13 protein-coding genes are annotated in these 17128 nt (G+C 71.9%); 7 read left to right on the forward strand and 6 right to left on the reverse strand.

Features of this window, described 5'->3' with window-relative positions; all coding sequences use genetic code 11:
• Nucleotides 1-21: 21 nt before the first annotated feature.
• Nucleotides 22-333 (reverse strand): hypothetical protein, encoded by a 312-nt coding sequence (locus AB0M16_RS19335; RefSeq protein ID WP_365344346.1) that lies wholly within the window; start codon nucleotides 331-333, stop codon nucleotides 22-24.
• 157 nt (nucleotides 334-490) lie between these two features.
• On the opposite strand from AB0M16_RS19335, the gene AB0M16_RS19340 reads away from it, so the two are divergent.
• The 3 genes from AB0M16_RS19340 (at nucleotide 491) to AB0M16_RS19350 (ending at nucleotide 2895) form a co-directional block, all read left to right on the forward strand.
• Nucleotides 491-853 carry a hypothetical protein gene (locus AB0M16_RS19340; RefSeq protein WP_365344348.1) on the forward strand — a complete coding sequence of 121 codons (363 nt, stop codon included), beginning with the start codon at nucleotides 491-493 and terminating at the stop codon, nucleotides 851-853.
• 111 nt (nucleotides 854-964) lie between these two features.
• Nucleotides 965-1858 (forward strand): LLM class flavin-dependent oxidoreductase, encoded by an 894-nt coding sequence (locus tag AB0M16_RS19345; RefSeq protein WP_365344350.1) that lies wholly within the window; start codon nucleotides 965-967, stop codon nucleotides 1856-1858.
• A 170-nt stretch (nucleotides 1859-2028) separates the two neighbouring features.
• Nucleotides 2029-2895, forward strand: coding sequence for a Cof-type HAD-IIB family hydrolase (locus tag AB0M16_RS19350; RefSeq protein WP_365344352.1), 867 nt, complete (start codon nucleotides 2029-2031; stop codon nucleotides 2893-2895).
• 257 nt (nucleotides 2896-3152) lie between these two features.
• Here AB0M16_RS19350 and AB0M16_RS19355 read toward each other — a convergent pair whose 3' ends face one another.
• From AB0M16_RS19355 to AB0M16_RS19370, 4 genes are read right to left on the reverse strand one after another with little or no spacing between them, the layout of a single operon-like run.
• Nucleotides 3153-4865 carry a GAF domain-containing protein gene (locus AB0M16_RS19355; RefSeq protein ID WP_365344354.1) on the reverse strand — a complete coding sequence of 571 codons (1713 nt, stop codon included), beginning with the start codon at nucleotides 4863-4865 and terminating at the stop codon, nucleotides 3153-3155.
• A 20-nt stretch (nucleotides 4866-4885) separates the two neighbouring features.
• Complete coding sequence (gene cydD / locus AB0M16_RS19360) at nucleotides 4886-8671, reverse strand: thiol reductant ABC exporter subunit CydD (RefSeq protein ID WP_365344356.1); 3786 nt, start codon at nucleotides 8669-8671, stop codon at nucleotides 4886-4888.
• Between the two features lie 58 nt (nucleotides 8672-8729).
• Complete coding sequence (gene cydB, locus AB0M16_RS19365; protein ID WP_365344358.1) at nucleotides 8730-9734, reverse strand: cytochrome d ubiquinol oxidase subunit II; 1005 nt, start codon at nucleotides 9732-9734, stop codon at nucleotides 8730-8732.
• Between the two features lie 18 nt (nucleotides 9735-9752).
• A complete protein-coding gene (locus AB0M16_RS19370) occupies nucleotides 9753-11258 on the reverse strand; it encodes a cytochrome ubiquinol oxidase subunit I (protein ID WP_365344361.1) in 1506 nt (501 codons plus the stop codon).
• A 203-nt stretch (nucleotides 11259-11461) separates the two neighbouring features.
• Here AB0M16_RS19370 and AB0M16_RS19375 point away from each other — a divergent pair, with 203 nt between their 5' ends.
• A complete protein-coding gene (locus AB0M16_RS19375) occupies nucleotides 11462-11839 on the forward strand; it encodes a cyclophilin-like fold protein (protein WP_365344363.1) in 378 nt (125 codons plus the stop codon).
• Between the two features lie 18 nt (nucleotides 11840-11857).
• Here AB0M16_RS19375 and hisC read toward each other — a convergent pair whose 3' ends face one another.
• Nucleotides 11858-12943 (reverse strand): histidinol-phosphate transaminase, encoded by a 1086-nt coding sequence (gene hisC, locus AB0M16_RS19380; protein ID WP_365344365.1) that lies wholly within the window; start codon nucleotides 12941-12943, stop codon nucleotides 11858-11860.
• 470 nt (nucleotides 12944-13413) lie between these two features.
• Between hisC and AB0M16_RS19385 the strand changes: the two genes are divergently transcribed.
• From AB0M16_RS19385 to AB0M16_RS19395, 3 genes are all read left to right on the forward strand, one after another.
• Nucleotides 13414-14520 carry a LacI family DNA-binding transcriptional regulator gene (locus AB0M16_RS19385; protein WP_046908646.1) on the forward strand — a complete coding sequence of 369 codons (1107 nt, stop codon included), beginning with the start codon at nucleotides 13414-13416 and terminating at the stop codon, nucleotides 14518-14520.
• 313 nt (nucleotides 14521-14833) lie between these two features.
• Nucleotides 14834-16072 (forward strand): metallophosphoesterase, encoded by a 1239-nt coding sequence (locus AB0M16_RS19390; protein ID WP_365344417.1) that lies wholly within the window; start codon nucleotides 14834-14836, stop codon nucleotides 16070-16072.
• 162 nt (nucleotides 16073-16234) lie between these two features.
• Nucleotides 16235-17092, forward strand: coding sequence for a hypothetical protein (locus AB0M16_RS19395; protein WP_365344368.1), 858 nt, complete (start codon nucleotides 16235-16237; stop codon nucleotides 17090-17092).
• The last annotated feature ends 36 nt before the right edge of the window (nucleotides 17093-17128 follow it).

Consider the following 17128-nt stretch of genomic DNA (forward strand, 5'->3'; position numbering starts at 1 on the left):
TGAAGTGAGAGGTGTCCGGCCTCAACCGGCCCAGTGACGGTACGCCTCGATCCACTCCGCGCCCTCGGGAGCGGGGCTGGGCAAAGGCAGCTCCAGGATTCCGATCGGCTGCCGAACCCGGCCGCCAGTGCACATGGCGACGATCCTGCCGTCTGGCGTGAGGTCGATGCCGCGCACGATCACCTCGACGCCGAGAACGGCGGTGGTGAAGGGCAAGGCCAGGTGCTCTTCAAGCAGCGTGAACAGACCGGTCAACTGCTCGTCTTCGGTGTAGGCGTCGACGGTGGCCTCTTCGATCATGGCCTCAAGCTTGGCCGTGTCCCACCCATCCATGAGGCAACGCTAGCGGCCCCCAGGGTGACACCGGGCGGCAACGATGCCACTGGTGCCTCACCTCGGAGCGACGAGGACGCACAGTGGCCTGCGGCACGCGCCGGCGCGGGCCGTTGCCGGATACGGTGGAAGTCCAGTGAGGACATGAGAGGTTCGGATGCGACAGGGCGACACCGAGTACCTGGCAGCGCTGGACGAGACGATGGAAATCCTCCGGCGTTGGGCGCGGGAGGGCCGTACCGACGGCTGGTACAAGTCCCTCAGTGAAGAGCTGAAGGCCCAGGGGCACAACGTCCACTATCGTGGCCCGATCATCAGCCAGCTCCTCGGTGACGCCTGCCGCCGGGACAGCAAGGGGACTGATCCCATGCTCTCCGCCATCGTGATCCTCAGGGCGACCGGCAGGCCCGCCGGCCAGTTCTTCGAGCTGGCGAACGGGGCTCCGTTCCACCGGACGCACGCGGACTGGACCTGGGAGCAGGAGCGCGCCCGCGTCTTCGCACGCTACCGCGAGAGCTGAAGGGTGCCGGTACCGCTCCGGAGCGCACACGCGCAACACGGGACCACCTCAGCCCCGACCGGGAGCCTGGCGCTCTGTTGCCCGCAGTCACCGGCGCATAGGGTCGCAGGCATGCGACTGAGCACGGTAATCCTTCCCGTCCACCGATGGAGCGAGGGTCAGCACATCTGGCGGCGGGCCGAAGACCTCGGGTTCCACGCTGCCTACACCTACGACCACCTGTCCTGGCGCAGCTTCCGGGACGGTCCGTGGTTCGGAGCGGTACCCACGTTGACCGCAGCGGCGATGGCTACGCAGAGTATGCGTTTGGGCACCCTCGTGACCTCGCCGAACTTCCGGCACCCGGTGACCCTCGCCAAGGAACTCATCTCGCTGGACGACATCTCCGGCGGACGCGTCACCCTCGGCATCGGCGCCGGCGGCAACGGCTTCGACGCCACCGCGCTCGGCCAGGAGGCCTGGACGCCGCGTGAGCGTGCCGACCGCTTCGCCGAGTTCGTGCCGCTGCTCGACCGGCTGCTCACCGAGGACGCCGTGACCCAGCAGGGCGCCTTCTACTCCGCCGACGAGGCCCGCAACATCCCCGGCTGCGTGCAGCGGCCCCGGCTGCCGTTCGCGGTCGCCGCGACGGGTCCGCGCGGCCTGAAGCTGGCGGCGCGGCACGGCCAGGCCTGGGTGACGACGGGCGACCCGAAGCTCTACGAGGACGGGACCCCGGAGCAGTCGCTGGCCGCCGTCCGCGGCCAGATCGAGAAGCTCGGCAAGGCATGCGCCGAGATCGGCCGGGACGTCGCGGAGCTGGACAAGATCCTGCTCACCGGCTTCACCCCGGAGCAGAACACGATCCTGCGCTCCGTGGACGGCTTCGTCGACTTCGCCGGCCGCCACCGGGAGCTCGGCTTCACCGAGATCGTGGTCCACTGGCCGATCCCCGACTCGGACTTCGCCGCCGACCTGACCGTCTTCGAGAAGATCGCCACGGAGGCGCTCGCCCAGCTGGGCTGACGTCCGCCCCGCCGAACGCCCAGCTGGGCTGACGTCCGCCCCGCCGAACGCCCCGCCGGGCCGCCGGCCCCCGGACGAGCGGGGCGGGGGCGTCACCGGGGGCGCACATCTCGTTACTCAGATGTGCGCCCCCTCGCACGCCCGTGCAGATTGTGCGGGAGAATGGTGCGGTGACCTCACCCCACTCCGCGCGCCCCGAAGCCCCGGCCATCCGGCTGATCGCCACCGACCTCGACGGCACCCTGCTGCGGGACGACAAGTCCCTCTCCGAGCGGACGATCGCGGCCCTCGCCGCCGCCGAGCGGGCCGGCATCGAGGTCTTCTTCGTGACCGGCCGCCCGGCCCGCTGGATGGACGTCGTCAGCGCCCACGTGCACGGCCACGGCCTCGCGATCTGCGCCAACGGCGCCGCGGTCGTCGACCTCCACGCGGGTGGAACGTTTCTCGAGGTCCGCCCGCTGGAGCGGCCCGTCGCCCTCGAGGTCGTCCGCGCGCTGCGCACCGCCGCCCCCGGCACCAGCTTCGCCGTCGAGCTCACCACCGGCATCCACTACGAGCCGGAGTACCCGCCCTTCTACCTCGACCCCGGCGCCACCGTCGCCACCGCCGAGAAGCTGCTCTTCGAAGAGGCGCCCGGCGCGGCCGCCCCGGTGATCAAGCTGCTCGCCCAGCACCCCGAGCTCGACCCGGACGTGTTCCTCGCCACCGCCCGCGCGGCCGCCGGCGACCTGGCCTCCTTCACCCGCTCCAGCCCCACCGCGCTCATCGAGATCAGCGGGCTGGGCGTCTCGAAGGCCTCCACGCTCGCCCTCTGCTGCGCCGAGCGCGGCATCGCGCCCGAGGAGGTCGCCGCCTTCGGCGACATGCCGAACGACATCGAGATGCTCAGCTGGGCGGGCCGCTCGTACGCCATGGGCAACGCCCACCCCGAGGTGATCGCCGCCGCCTCCGGCCGCACCGTCGGCAACAACGACGACGGCGTGGCCGTGGTCATCGAGCAGCTGGTCGCCGAGGCCGAGGCCGTACGGAACGGCTGAGCCGCCACGAGGGCCCGGACTCACGCCCCGGGCCCGGTGCCGGCCCCCACGGGCCCGGCGAGGCCCGGTGCCTGACACCGCGAGCCAACATGACCGACGAACCCGGCGCCGGACGCACGAGCCCGGCGTGACCGGCGGGGCCCGGTGCCGCACACCGCGAGCCGGCGTGACCGGCGAACCCGGCGCCGGACGCACGAGCCCGGCGTGCCCGGTGTGCCCGGCGGGCCGCCCCCTACGGCGTGACCGGCGGGCCGCCCCTAGAGCGGGGCCTCCCAGATCACCGTCGTACCGCTGGCGTCCTCTCCGATGCCGGGTCCGCACCAGCTCGCGCCGCCGAGCGATTCGGCGCGGCGGGCGAGGTTGCGCAGGCCGCTGCGCCGGCCGCTCTCGGGAAGGCCGATGCCGTCGTCCGCGACCGAGAGCCGCACGCCCTGGGTGCCGTCGGGCAGCGAGACGGTGGAGTCCACGACCACCTCGATCCGGGTCGCCTCCGCGTGCCGGAAGGCGTTCGAGAGCGCCTCGCGCAGGGCGGCGATCAGGTTCTTGCCGGTGAGGTCGCCGACCGTCGCGTCGACCGCCCCCACGAAACGGTGCGCGGGCTTGAAGCCCAGCGGCACCGCCGCCATGTTGATCTCCCGCAGCACCCGGGTGCGCAGCCCCGACGGGGCCTCCGTAGGCCCCTGCTGGAGGGCGAAGATCGCGGTACGGATCTCCTGGATGGTCACGTCCAGCTCGTCCACGGCCTTGCCGACGCCCTCGCGCACGGCCGGCACGATGGACTTCCGCTGCGCGCTCTCCAACATCATCCCGGTGGCGAAGAGCCGCTGGATGACCAGGTCGTGCAGGTCACGGGCGATCCGGTCGCGGTCCTCGAAGACCGCGAGCCGCTCCCGGTCCCGCTGAGCCTCGGCCATCATCAGAGCCAGCGCCGCCTGCGAGGCGAACTGGGTGGCCAGGGTCCGCTCGGCCTCCGTGAACTGCCGGGCCCCGCGTGCCCGCGGGGTGGCGAGCGCGCCGAGCACCCGTCCGCCGCTCTGCAGCGGCAGCAGCATCGCGGGACCGTACCGCGCGGACAGGCTGGTGAGCATCCGCGGGTCCGTGGAGGCGTCCGCGACGAACACCGCCTCGCCCTCCGTCAGCAGCTCGACCACCGGGCTCTCGGGCGGGATCACCACCCCGAGCGACGTGCTCGCATGGGCCGAGGAGACGGCGACGATCTCCAGGCCGCCCTCCTCGGCCGGCAGCAGCACGATGCCCGCGGCGGAGTCGGCGAGCCGGCGGGCCTGCTCGGCGACGACCGTGAGCGCGTCGTCGGCGTCACCGCCGGAGAGCAGGGCGGTGGTGACGGCGACGGACCCGTCGATCCACCGTTCCCGCTGCCGGGCGGCCTCGTAGAGACGGGCGTTGCCGATGGCGATCCCCGCCTCGGTGGCGAGCACGCGGACCATGTGCACGTCGTACTCGTTGAACTCGACGCCGCCGTTCTTCTCGGCCAGGTAGAGGTTCCCGAAGATCTCGCCCTGGACCCGGATCGGCACGCCGAGGAAGGTGCGCATCGGGGGGTGCCCGGGCGGGAAGCCGGCCGAGCGCGGATCGGCCGACAGATCGGCGAGCCGGATCGTCTGCGGCTCCCGGATGAGCGCGCCGAGCAGCCCCGCGTGCCCGTCGGGCCGGTGCCCGATACGGCGGGCGACGTCGTCGTCGACGCCGAACGTGACGAAGTCGGAGAGGCCGTCGCCCTCCTCGTCCACGACCCCGATCGCGGCGTAGCGGGCGTCGGCGAGTTCGGCCGCCGTCTCGCAGATCCGGTCGAGCGTGGAGTGCAGTTCGAGGCCGGTGCCGACGGAGCGCATCGCCTCCAGGAGCTGCGGCACGCGCGCGGTGAGCTCGGTGGACAGGCCGTGCAGGCTGCGGGTGGCCTGGGTGGCGGCTTCGAGCGGGTCCGGGGCGTCGGGCACGGCGGCGGTCATGGGGATGAGCCTAGTAAGTCCTATTTGGCGAGAAAAGTCGGGCGAGGGGTCGGGAGACAAGGGGCCTCGGTGAGCGCGGGGCGGGCGGAGACAGCGGCTCCGGCGGTCGTCTCCGTACTCGTGAGCAGCAGGTCGCTCTCCCGCTCCTGCTCCAACATCCTCCGCAGCGGCCCGTCGGCGGCCGCGAGCTCCGCGAACGTGCCGCGCTGGACGGTCCTGCCCCGGTCCAGGACCACGACCTCGTCGACGGCGTCGAGACCGTGCAGACGGTGGGTGATCAGAACGGTGGTCCGGCCCTCGGTGGCCCGCAGCAGATCGTCGGTGAGCGCGTCGGCGGTGACCAGGTCCAGGTGCTCGGCCGGCTCGTCGAGGACCAGGACGGGGAAGTCGGCGAGGAACGCCCGGGCGAGCGCCAGGCGCTGCCGCTGGCCTCCGGAGAGCCGCGAGCCGTGCTCCCCCACGAGAGTGTCGAGGCCGTCGGGGAGCGCGTCCACCCAGTCCAGGAGCCGGGCGCGGCGCAGTGCCTCGCGCAGCTCGGTGTCGCTCGCGCCGGTCCGGGCGAGGCGGAGGTTCTCCCGCAGGGTGCTGTCGAAGAGATGGGCGTCCTGCGCGCACAGGCCGACGAAGCCGCGGACGTCGTCCCCGTCGAGCTCCTCGGCGGGCACGCCGCCGAGCAGGTACGTGCCGGACTCGGCGTCCAGGAAGCGCAGCAGCACCTGCGCCAGGGTCGTCTTGCCGGAGCCGGACGCGCCGACCACGGCGACCCGGCGCCCGGCCGCCAAGGTCAGCCCGAAGTCCGCCAGGGCGGGCCGCTCCTGACCGGTGTACCGCGCCGAGAGTCCGGTGAGCTCCAGCGGGAACGGGCTCACCGGGGGAGTGCCGGGCGTGGCCGGCTCGTGCACGGGGGCGGGCGCGTCGAGCACGTCGAGGACCCGCTCGGCGCTGCGCCGGACGCGCTGGCGGTACTGGACGGCGAGCGGCAGTGCGGTGACGGCCTCGAAGGCGGCGAGCGGGGTCAGCACGACGACCGCGAGCGCGACGCCGTCCAAACGCCCGTCCCGCACGCCCTGCACGCCCACGAGCGCGGCGGCCGCGACCGTGAGGCCGCAGACGAGCGCCGAGAGCCCGGCGCCGAGCCCGGTCGCGGCGGACTGCCGCGAGGCGATCGACGTGAGGGTGCGGTCGGCCGCAGCGGCTCGTCCGAAGCGGTCCTTCAGGGCGCCGGCCACGGTCAGTTCGGCGCAGCCGCGCAGCAGGTCGACGACGGTGGTGGTGAGCGCGCCGCGCGCGGGGGCGAGCTGCCGCTCCGCCCGCCGGGCGAGAGCGCCGCCGGCCAGCGGCACGACGACCCCGGCGAGTACGAGCCCCGCGGCGAGCACGGCCCCGGCCTCGGGCAGCAGCCACGCGGTGAACCCCACAGCCCCGGCGCCCACGAGGGCGGCGGCCCCCGCGGGCAGCAGCCAGCGCAGCCAGTAGTCCTGAAGTGCGTCGACGTCCTGCACGAGCCGCGCGAGCAGGTCACCGCGTCGGGTGCGGCGCAGTCCGGCGGGCGCGATCCGCTCCAGGCGCCGGTAGACGGCGACGCGCAGGTCGGCCAGCATCCGCAGCACGGCGTCGTGCGAGACCAGCCGCTCGGCGTACCGGAACACGGCCCGCCCGATGCCGAAGGCGCGGGTGGCGGTGACGGCGACCATCAGATAGAGCACGGGCGGCTGTTCGGAGGCCCGCGAGATGAGCCACCCGGACACGCCCATGAGCCCCACGGCCGACCCCAGCGCGAGGCTGCCGAGCAACAGGGCGAGCCCCATCCGCCCCTTGAGCTGCCCGGCCATGGCCCGCACGCGCCGGAAGACGGACCGGGGAGACCCGTCCGGGCCGCCCCCGCGTCCGAGATCCCCGGCGGCCGCTTCCGGATCCCCCGGAACGTCCCCGCCCCGCGTCACGGTGTCCGTCGCCGACGGCCCGGCGGCGCCCGACCCGGCGGCCGGTTCCCCGTCGCCCGCCACCGCTCCGTCGTCCGCTCCGTCGGCTCCGGCCGCCACGCCCGTGCCCGCGCGGGCGGTCGCCTCCGCGGACGATGTCGGCAGGGGCGTCCCGTCGGCCGGCAGTCCGGCCACCTGCGGACGCCCCCCGACCGCCTGCGGCAGGTCGGCGGCCTCGTCCGCGCGCTCCGCCGGAGCCAGCCGCACGACCCGGTCCGCGACCGCGAGCAGCGCCGGGCGGTGGACGACCAGCAGGACCGTGCGGCCGGCGGCGAGGCGACGCACGGCGGCGACGACCGCGGCCTCCGTCTCGCCGTCCAGAGCGGCGGTGGGCTCGTCCAGGAGGAGGAGCGGGCGGTCGGCCAGGAAGGCGCGGGCCAGGGCGAGGCGTTGGCGCTGACCGGCGGAGAGACCGGCACCGTCCTCGCCGAGGACGGTGCCGACACCGTCGGGGAGTTCGGAGACGAAGTCGTCCGCGCCCGCGTCCCGGAGGGCCTGTCGCACCGCTTCCTCGGAGGCGTCGGGGCGGGCCAGGCGCACGTTCTCGGCGATCGTGCCGGCGAAGAGGTAGGGGTGCTGCGGCACCCAGGCGATCCGGGAGCGCCACTGCTCCGGGTCGAGCGACGCGAGGTCCACGCCGCCGACGCGGACCGATCCGCCCTCCTCGGGGGTCACGAAGCCGAGCACCACGTCGAGCAGCGTGGACTTGCCGACGCCGCTCGGTCCGACCAGGGCCACCGTCTCGCCGGGTTCGACGGTGAGCGTGGCGGCGTCCAGCGCGGGTTCGGCGCGGCCGGGGTGCCGTACCGTCACGCGGTCGAGGTCGAGGCGCAGGGACGCGGGCACCGGCCCCGTACCGCCGGCCGGCAACGGCGCTTCCAGGACCTCGAAGATCTCCTCGGCGGCGGCGAGCCCCTCCGCCGCCGCGTGGTACTGCGTCCCGACCTGCCGCAGCGGCAGGTACGCCTCGGGGGCCAGGACCAGGATGACGAGCCCCGTGTAGAGGTCGAGGCTGCCGTGGACGAGCCGCATGCCGATGCCGACCGCGACCAGCGCGACCGACAGGGTCGACAGGAGCTCCAGGGCGAAGGAGGAGAGGAACGCGATCCGCAGCGTCCGCATGGTCGCCCGCCGGTACTCGGCGGTGATCGACCGGATGTTCTCGGCCTGGGCCTTGGCGCGGCCGAAGACCTTGAGCGTGGGAAGCCCGGCGACGACGTCGAGGAAGTGGCCCGAGAGCCGGGAGAGCAGCTTCCACTGACGGTCCATCCGGGCCTGGGTGTACCAGCCGATCAGGATCATGAAGACCGGGATGAGCGGCAGCGTCACCACGATGACCGCGGCCGAGACCCAGTCCTCCGTGACGATCCGGGCGAGCACCGCCACCGGCACCACGACCGCGAGCCCCAGCTGGGGCAGATAGCGGGCGAAGTAGTCGTCCAGAGCGTCCACACCCCGGGTCGCGAGCGCGGCCAGCGAACCGGCCTTCTGTCCGCTGAGCCACCCCGGCCCGAGCCCCGCGGCCCGTTCCAGCAGCCGGCCGCGCAGTTCGGACTTGACCGCCGCGCTCGCCCGGTGCGCGGCGAGCTCGGTGAGCCAGGAGACGAGCCCCCGCCCCGCCGCCACTCCGGCGAGCAGCAGCAGGGGCGTGGTGAGCCCGGAAACCGTCAGGCCCTTCTGGAAGGCCCCCACCACCACCTCGGCGATGAGCATCGCCTGGGCGACGATCAGGGCCGCCCCGACGAGGCCGAGGACGACCACCGCCATGAGGAAGAAGCGGGTGGCCCGGGCGTACCGCATGAGCCGCGGATCGATCGGTTTCACGTGAAACATGCTCCCCTGGCAGAGGGCCGGCTGGTGAGCCCGGCGAGTGAGCCGCGTCCTAGTGAGCCGCGTCGGCGATGTGCTGCGTGCCGATCCGCTTGCGGAACACCCAGTAGGTCCAGCTCTGGTAGAGCAGCACCAGCGGGGTCGCGATCGCCGCGCACCACGTCATGATCTTGAGTGTGTACGGGCTCGACGACGCGTTGGTCACCGTAAGGCTCCACGCGGGGTCGAGCGAAGACGGCATGACGTTCGGGAAGAGCGTCAGGAACAGCATCGCCACCGCGGCGGCGATGGTGACGCCCGACAGCGCGAACGACCAGCCCTCGCGCCCGATCCGGACCGCGCCGATCGCCCCGACCAGGGACACGACCGCGATCAGCATCGCGAGCAGGCTCCAGCCGTCGCCCTTGTCCGCCTGGGTCCAGATGAGGAAGGCGAGCGCGAGCACCGCCGTGACGAGGCCCAGCTTCAGCGCGAGCGCCCGGGCCCGGGTGCGGATGTCCCCGACGGTCTTGAGCGCCGCGAAGACCGCGCCGTGGAAGGTGAAGAGGGTGAGCGTGACCAGTCCGCCGAGCAGGGCGTAGGGGTTGAGCAGGTCCCAGAAGGTGCCGACGTACTCCATGTCCGCGTCGATCTTCACCCCGCGGACGATGTTGCCGAAGGCCACGCCCCACAGGAACGCGGGGACGAGAGAGGTCCAGAAGATGGCCTGCTCCCAGTTGCGCTGCCAGTTCTCCTCGGGCCGCTTCACCCGGTACTCGAAGGCGACACCGCGGATGATCAGGCACACCAGGATGATCAGCAGCGGCAGGTAGAAGCCGGAGAACAGCGTCGCGTACCACTCGGGGAAGGCGGCGAAGGTCGCGCCGCCCGCGGTGAGCAGCCACACCTCGTTGCCGTCCCAGACGGGACCGATCGTGTTGATGAGCACACGCCTCTCGGTCCGACCTCGGGCGAGCAGCTTGGTGAGGACACCGACCCCGAAGTCGAATCCCTCCAGGAAGAAGTAGCCGATCCACAGGACGGCGATGAGTACGAACCAGACGTCGTGGAGTTCCATGCCTCGATCTCCTCAGCCTCAGTACGAGAAGGCCATGGGCCGGTCGGCGTCGCGATCCCCGCCGATCTTGGTGGGCGGATTGAGGTCGTCCTCGGTGAGCTCGGGCGGGCCGGCCTTCACGTACTTCACGAGCAGCTTCACCTCGATCACGGCGAGGACGGCGTACAGGAGGGTGAAGATGATCATCGAAGTGAGCACCTCGCCCTGGGAGGTCCCGGGGGAGACCGCGTCACGGGTGCGCAGCACGCCGTAGACGACCCACGGCTGACGGCCCATCTCGGTGAAGATCCAGCCCCAGGAGTTGGCGATCAGCGGGAAGGCCATGGTCCACAGGGCGACGATCCAGTACCACCTGCCCAGGCGGGGACTGAGCGCCTTCTTCCGGAAGAGGACCAGGTTCGGCACCTCGTCCTCACCGGTCCGCAGCCCGGGCGCCAGCATGAACTTCTTCCGGGTCAGCCACAGGCCCACGACTCCGATGGCCAGCGAGGCCATGCCGAAGCCGATCATCCAGCGGAAGCCCCAGTAGGCGACGGGGATGTTCGGCCGGTAGTCACCGGGGCCGTACTTCTCCTGCTCCGCCTTGTTGACGTCGTTGATGCCCGGCACGTACGAGTCGAAGTCGTCGTTCGCGAGGAAGGACAACAGTCCGGGGATCTCTATGGCCACGGTGTTGTGGCCCTTCTCGACGTCGCCGTAGGCGAAGACCGAGAAGGGGGCGGGTGCTTCGCCGTCCCAGAGCGCCTCTGCCGCGGCCATCTTCATGGGCTGCTGCTTGAACATGACCTTGCCGAGCAGGTCGCCGCTGATCGCGGTGCCGAGGCCGGCGATGATCAGGGTGATCAGGCCGAGCCGGAGCGAGGTCCGCATCACGGCGACGTGGCGCTTGCGGGCCAGGTGGAAGGCCGAGATGCCGACCATGAAGGCACCGCCGACCAGGAAGGCCGCGGTCATGGTGTGGAAGAACTGGTTGAGCGCGGTGTTCTGGGTGAGCACCAGCCAGAAGTCGGTGAGCTCGGCCCGTCCGCGCTCGGCGTTGATCTTGTAGCCGACCGGGTGCTGCATCCAGGAGTTGGCCGCGAGGATGAAGTATGCGGACAGGATGGTGCCGATCGAGACCATCCAGATGCACGCGAGGTGGATCTTCTTCGGGAGCTTGTCCCAGCCGAAGATCCACAGCCCGATGAAGGTGGACTCGAAGAAGAAGGCGATCAGCGCTTCGAAGGCGAGCGGGGCGCCGAAGATGTCGCCGACGAAGCGGGAGTAGTCCGACCAGTTCATGCCGAACTGGAACTCCTGCACGATGCCGGTGACGACGCCCATCGCGATGTTGATCAGGAAGAGCTTGCCCCAGAACTTCGTCGCCCTGAGGTACTTCTCCTTCTCGGTGCGTACCCAGGCCGTCTGGAGACCGGCGGTGAGGGCCGCGAGGGAGATCGTCAGGGGGACGAAGAGGAAGTGGTAGACGGTGGTGATGCCGAACTGCCAGCGCGCCAATGTCTCCGGCGCAAGAGCTAGGTCCACGACGTCTTCTCCTTACATCGCGTGGTCACGTCGGCAGTTTGCCCCTTTAATCCCACCCATCCAGGGAGGAACAGGGACACGCTTGTGAACGCGTTCACATTCACAAGCATTATGGCTCATACGAAATCCGTACCTTCGGTCGGGGTCCCCCTACCGAAGGTCACCCCTTCCCAAGACCTTCAACATATTGTTGAATCCGGGCCATGACCCTTCGGATACGCATCTCCTGGCCCGCCGGCCACACCATGGCCACCATGGACGAAACCCCCACGAGCAAGGCGCTCGCGGGGGTTCTCCCGATCTCCTCCACCGCCCGGACCTGGGGTGAGGAGGTCTACTTCGACACTCCGGTCTCCGTGCCGCTCGAAGCCGACGCCCGTCAGGTCGTCGCACCGGGCACGGTGGCCTTCTGGACCGAGGGGGACGCACTCGCCCTCCCCTACGGCCCCACGCCGATCTCGCGCGGCGACGAACCGCGGCTCGCGAGCCCCTGCAACATCCTGGGCGCGCTGGACGGGGACCCGCGGATCCTGGCCACCGTCAGGGACGGGGACCCGATCCGCGTGGAACTCGTCGACTGAGCGGACCGACCTGACGGACTACGCGTCCTTGCGGAAGCCCTCCGCCGCCTTCAGGAACAGGTCGTTCGCCTCGCACTCACCGATCGTGACGCGCACGCCCTCGCCCGCGAACGGCCGCACCACGACGCCGTGCCGCTCGCACTCCGCCGCGAAGTCCATGGTCCGCTCGCCGAGCCGCAGCCAGACGAAGTTCGCCTGGGTGTCCGGCACGGTCCAGCCCTGGGCCACGAGCCCCGCATGGACCCGCTCGCGCTCCGCCACCAGCGAGCCGACCCGCCCGAGCAGCTCGTCCTCCGCCCGCAGCGAGGCCACCGCCGCGTCCTGCGCGAGCTGGCTCACCCCGAACGGCACCGCCGTCTTGCGCAGCGCCGCCGCCACCGGCTCGTGGGCGACCGCGAAGCCCACCCGCAAGCCGGCGAGCCCGTACGCCTTGGAGAAGGTCCGCAGCACCGCCACGTTCGGCCGGTCACGGTAGAGCTCGATGCCGTCCGGGATCTCGGTGTCGCGGACGAACTCCCGGTAGGCCTCGTCGATCACCACCAGGATGTCGGAGGGCACCCGGTCCAGGAAGCGCTCCAGCTCCGCACGGCGCACCGCGGTGCCCGTGGGGTTGTTGGGGTTGCAGACGAAGATCAGCCGGGTTCGGTCGGTGATCGCCGCGGCCATCGCGTCGAGGTCGTGCACGTCGCCCTCGGTCAGCGGCACCTGCACCGCCGTCGCCCCGCTGATCTGCGTGATGATCGGGTACGCCTCGAAGGAGCGCCAGGCGAACATCACCTCGTCGCCGGGCCCCGCGGTCGACTGCACCAGCGACTGCGCCACGCCGACCGAGCCGGTGCCGGTCGCCAGGTGCGTGACGGGCACGCCGAAGCGGTCGGCGAGCTCCTCCATCAGGCCCGTGCACGCCATGTCCGGGTAGCGGTTGAAGTTCGCGGCGGCGGCCAGCGCGCTCTCCATCACGCCCGGCAGCGGCGGATACGGGTTCTCGTTGGAGGAGAGCTTGAAGGCGACCGGCCCGCCCGCGGCGGCCGGCTTGCCCGGCTTGTAGGTGGGGATGCCGTCCAGCTCGGCGCGCAGCTTCGGGCTCCCGCTGGTCTCGCTCACAGTGTGTCCTCCTCGACGATCCGTACCACCAATACTCCTCACCTTATGAGGATTCGCCTCCTCTGCGAATGGCCTGTGGACAACAGAGCGGCAACGGCGTCCGGAGCCGTGGACCACGGGGCGAGGCCCGAACGACACCCGACCCACCACCTGACCGAAACCTGACCCGACACCCGACCGGCGCCCGGACCACAGCCGGTCGCTCCACGAGGGGGCGCTCACGAGGGTGGCGTGCGCCGGTGGCGAGCGCCGTGGCGCGCATCGCCCGTAGAGGTGAGTTGAGACCTCTTCGAGACCTCGCCCTCTTGCCAGGTGCATGGGCACCTGGGACTCCTGGTCCCATGCCGCTGACCTGAACTTCCTTGTTTTCCCAGGCCATTGACACTTAACGATCATGCAGAAACGTGCCCGCCCATGCCTGCATATGCGACCGGCTCGACCCACCTCCCTCGCCCTACTATCGGCTCGCCATGACAGCAGCAGGGAAGCACCAGGTGAGCCGGGCACAGACCCGGGGAAGCCGGCAGGGCCGGGCGGGCATCCGGGACGTGGCCGCCGCCGCCGGAGTCTCGATCACGACTGTCTCCGACGCGCTCAACGGCAAGGGCCGGCTCCCGGACGCCACCCGCCGTCACGTCCGCGAGGTCGCAGACCGGCTGGGCTACCGCCCGTCCGCAGCGGCCCGCACGCTCCGTACGGGCAAGTCGGGACTCATCGGCCTGACCGTGACGACGTACGGGGATGAACCTTTCACCTTCACCGAATTCGCGTATTTCGCGGAGATGGCAAGAGCCGCCACCTCGGCCGCGCTCGCCCGCGGCTACGCCCTCGTCATCCTGCCCGCCACCTCCCGTCACGACGTCTGGTCGAACGTCGCCCTGGACGGCACCGTCGTCATCGACCCCTCCGACCACGACCCCGTCGTCACCGAACTCGTCCGCCAGGGACTCCCCGTCGTCTCCGACGGGCGCCCCGCCGGCACCCTGCCCGTCACCGCCTGGGTCGACAACGACCACGAGGCGGCCGTCCTCGACCTGCTCGACCACCTCGCGGCCGCCGGCGCCCGCCGGATCGGCCTGCTCACCGGCACCACCACCGACACCTACACCCGGCTCTCCACCACCGCGTACCTCAACTGGTGCGAGCGGGTGGGCCAGGACCCCGTCTACGAGGCCTACCCGGCGCACGACCCGTGCGCGGGCGCCGTCGCGGCCGACCGGCTGCTCGCCCGCCCGGACCGCCCCGACGCCGTGTACGGGCTCTTCGACCCCAACGGCACCGACCTGCTCGCGGCGGCCCGCCGCTACGGGCTGCGCGTACCGGACGACCTGCTGCTGGTGTGCTGCAGCGAGTCGACCGTCTACGCCAACACCGAGCCGCCCATCACGACGCTCTCGCTCAAGCCGCGCCGGATCGGCACCGCCGTCGTCCAGCTCCTCATCGACGCCATCGAGGGGATCGAGACGGACGGCCCGGTCGAGCAGGTGATACCGACGGAACTGATCGTCCGCACCTCTTCGCAGCGCCGGTCGCCGCGGACGACGGTGAGCCCGCCGAGGTCTCCCTCGAAGGACTGATACCGACGGGCGGGGAGGCGACGCGCCCCGGATCGGGGGAAGGCGCGCGCGGGATCGGGGCGCGCGCCGGGCAGGAGGAGGCCGCGCGCCGGGGACGGGACGGGCACGGGACGGGCGTAAACCTGCGGGCGACCCGGCCCCGCCCCTGGCCTGGACCTTCCCAATTCGGGCGAAACAACCGGTGAACCCGGAGTGGACCCGGATTCACCACCCCTGGTGCGTCACACAGGAGGACCCTCATTCCTATGATGGGCGGACGGCACCGCGGACCTCCACGACCAGGACGGTCCGCGATGTGCAGGGCATCGCGACGGTGGTGGAGGGGTCGATGACACAGGGGGCCGGACAGGAACCCGTGGTGCGCACGGCGACGTTGCGTGACTTCCGCGTACCTCCGTACGCCCGGGTGCCCGTTCAGAGCCACTCGGTCGACCCGTTCCCCAGCGCCGCCCCGTCGGCCCCACCGGCCCAGTCGGCCCCACCGGCTCCGTCGGTCCCACCGGCTCCGTCGTCGCCACCCGCCTCTCCTGCCCCGGCGGCCACGCCGGTCCCGGCCGACGCCACGATCCACCTGGGCTCCGTCGGACACCCCGGCAACGCCTACCCCACCGACGAGCCGCCCGAGGGCTACACCCCGACCGAGCGCGACCTGCCGGTCATCAACCGGGGTGACACCGTCCAGGTGCAGGTCACGCCCGCGCCCCAGCCGGTCCCCGCGAACCCGGACGGCCCCGGCCCGCTCTTCGTCGTCGGCGACGTCCACGGCTATCTGGACGAGCTGCTCGCCGCCCTCCACGCCCAGGGCCTCATCGACGAGCAGGGCAGCTGGTCCGCCGGCAACGCCCGCCTGTGGTTCCTCGGCGACTTCACCGACCGCGGCCCCGACGGCATCGGCGTGATCGACCTCGTGATGCGCCTGTCCGCCGAGGCCGCCGCCGCCGGCGGTTACTGCAAGGCCCTGATGGGCAATCACGAGCTGCTGCTCATCGGCGCCAAGCGGTTCGGCGACACGCCGGTGAGCTCCGGCGCCGGCACCGCCACCTTCCAGGCCGCCTGGCTGCTCAACGGCGGCCAGAAGCACGACATGGACCGCCTCCAGGACGTGCACCTCCAGTGGATGTCCCGGCTCGACGCCGTGGTGGAGGAGGACGGGCACCTGCTGCTGCACTCCGACACCACCGCGTATCTGGAGTACGGCCAGACCATCGAGGACGTCAACGACAAGGTCCACGAGATCCTCACGCGGAACGACGCGGACGAGGTCTGGGACCTCTTCCGGAAGTTCACCAAGCGCTTCGCCTTCCGCGACGAGGCCGCCGGGCCGCAGGCGGTCCAGGAGCTGCTCGGCACGTACGGCGGACGCCGGATCGTGCACGGCCACAGCCCCATCCCGTACCTTCTCGGCCAGGTCGGCACCGAGGACGGCGAGGAGGGCGAGCGCCCGGTCGTGGACGGCCCGCACGTCTACGCGGACGGGCTCGCCATCGCGATGGACGGCGGAGTGACCATGGCCGGAAAGCTGCTGGTCGTTCAACTCCCGCTGCCCGCCTGACGCATTAACCCTCCGCATCCGGGGAAGGCGATTTCCCGAAACACCCTGTCACCGCGTGCCGTAACCGCAATACCATCGGCTCATCCGTAGCAGGCTCTCCTCCGTTTCCGCCCGACCTGCCGTTCCCCACGGCCGGTTCCGGCCCTTACGGAGCATCGGGGGATGCACATGAACGTGGCTCCGCACCTGCTGACCGAGGATCGCGCCGAGTTCGAGCGGGTCCTCGACGACGCACTGCGCACCGCGCACGAACGTCCGGATCTCGCCGAGGTCGGGACCAGGCTCACGACCGCCCAGCTGCGCGCGATGGCACTGAACGCGACGGCCCTGATCACGACCGCGGCCGCGGTCGAGTACGACCACTTCGTGAAGGTCCGCGAGCAGCTCCGTGAGCAGATCCGCTCGGCGGGCAGCTCCCTGGCGAGCGGTACGGCCGACGTGCCGGTCGAGGGCGGCGCCGCGGCCGGCGCGGGCGTGGTCGCCGTCGTCACCGTCCTCGCCCCGCTGCTCGCGGGCACCGCGGCCGTGATCTTCCTGCTGGTCGGCGCGGTCCTGAAGATGCTGGACCCGGCGCCCGCCTTCGCCGACACACTGCTCACCGCGGGCCTGTTCTTCGGCGCCCTCGGCGCGGCCGGTCTGCTCTGCGCCGCCGCCGGGCTGCTGGTCACCGCCCTGCGCAACAGCGCGACGGAGGTCCACGCCCCGGACCCCGACGACGAGTTGTCGCGCGCCCGGGCGGCCTGGCGCCAGGCGCTCCTGGAGCGCGGGGTCCTGCCCTTCCTCCGCGACGCCCTCGCCGTACCGCCGCCGGGTGAGCGGCCGACGCCGCCCCCGGCCCGCCGCATACCGAAGGTCGGGTACAGCGGCCCGGACTTCACCAGCCCCAACGAGGGCGCTCCGGCGCCACGCCCGACCTACACGAGCCCCGACTTCACCAGCCCGGACTTCACGGGCCCGGAGTACACGCGCCCCGACTTCACGGGCCCGGACTTCGGGAAGCCCGAGCCCAGGCCCGAGTGACCGCCGGACTCCCCCGAGGGCACCGGCCCGCGACTC

Origin of the sequence: Streptomyces sp. NPDC051921 (assembly GCF_040680975.1) — a bacterium.
GTDB lineage: Bacteria > Actinomycetota > Actinomycetes > Streptomycetales > Streptomycetaceae > Streptomyces.

Excerpts from the sequence above, each read along its gene's own strand:
- AB0M16_RS19335 (WP_365344346.1), bottom strand. The coding sequence starts at position 333 with ATGGATGGGTGGGACACGGCCAAGCTTGAGGCCATGATCGAAGAGGCC.
- AB0M16_RS19340 (WP_365344348.1), top strand. The coding sequence starts at position 491 with ATGCGACAGGGCGACACCGAGTACCTGGCAGCGCTGGACGAGACGATG.
- AB0M16_RS19345 (WP_365344350.1), top strand. The coding sequence starts at position 965 with ATGCGACTGAGCACGGTAATCCTTCCCGTCCACCGATGGAGCGAGGGT.
- AB0M16_RS19355 (WP_365344354.1), bottom strand. The coding sequence starts at position 4,865 with ATGACCGCCGCCGTGCCCGACGCCCCGGACCCGCTCGAAGCCGCCACC.
- cydB (WP_365344358.1), bottom strand. The coding sequence starts at position 9,734 with ATGGAACTCCACGACGTCTGGTTCGTACTCATCGCCGTCCTGTGGATC.
- AB0M16_RS19375 (WP_365344363.1), top strand. The coding sequence starts at position 11,462 with ATGACCCTTCGGATACGCATCTCCTGGCCCGCCGGCCACACCATGGCC.
- AB0M16_RS19385 (WP_046908646.1), top strand. The coding sequence starts at position 13,414 with ATGACAGCAGCAGGGAAGCACCAGGTGAGCCGGGCACAGACCCGGGGA.
- AB0M16_RS19395 (WP_365344368.1), top strand. The coding sequence starts at position 16,235 with ATGCACATGAACGTGGCTCCGCACCTGCTGACCGAGGATCGCGCCGAG.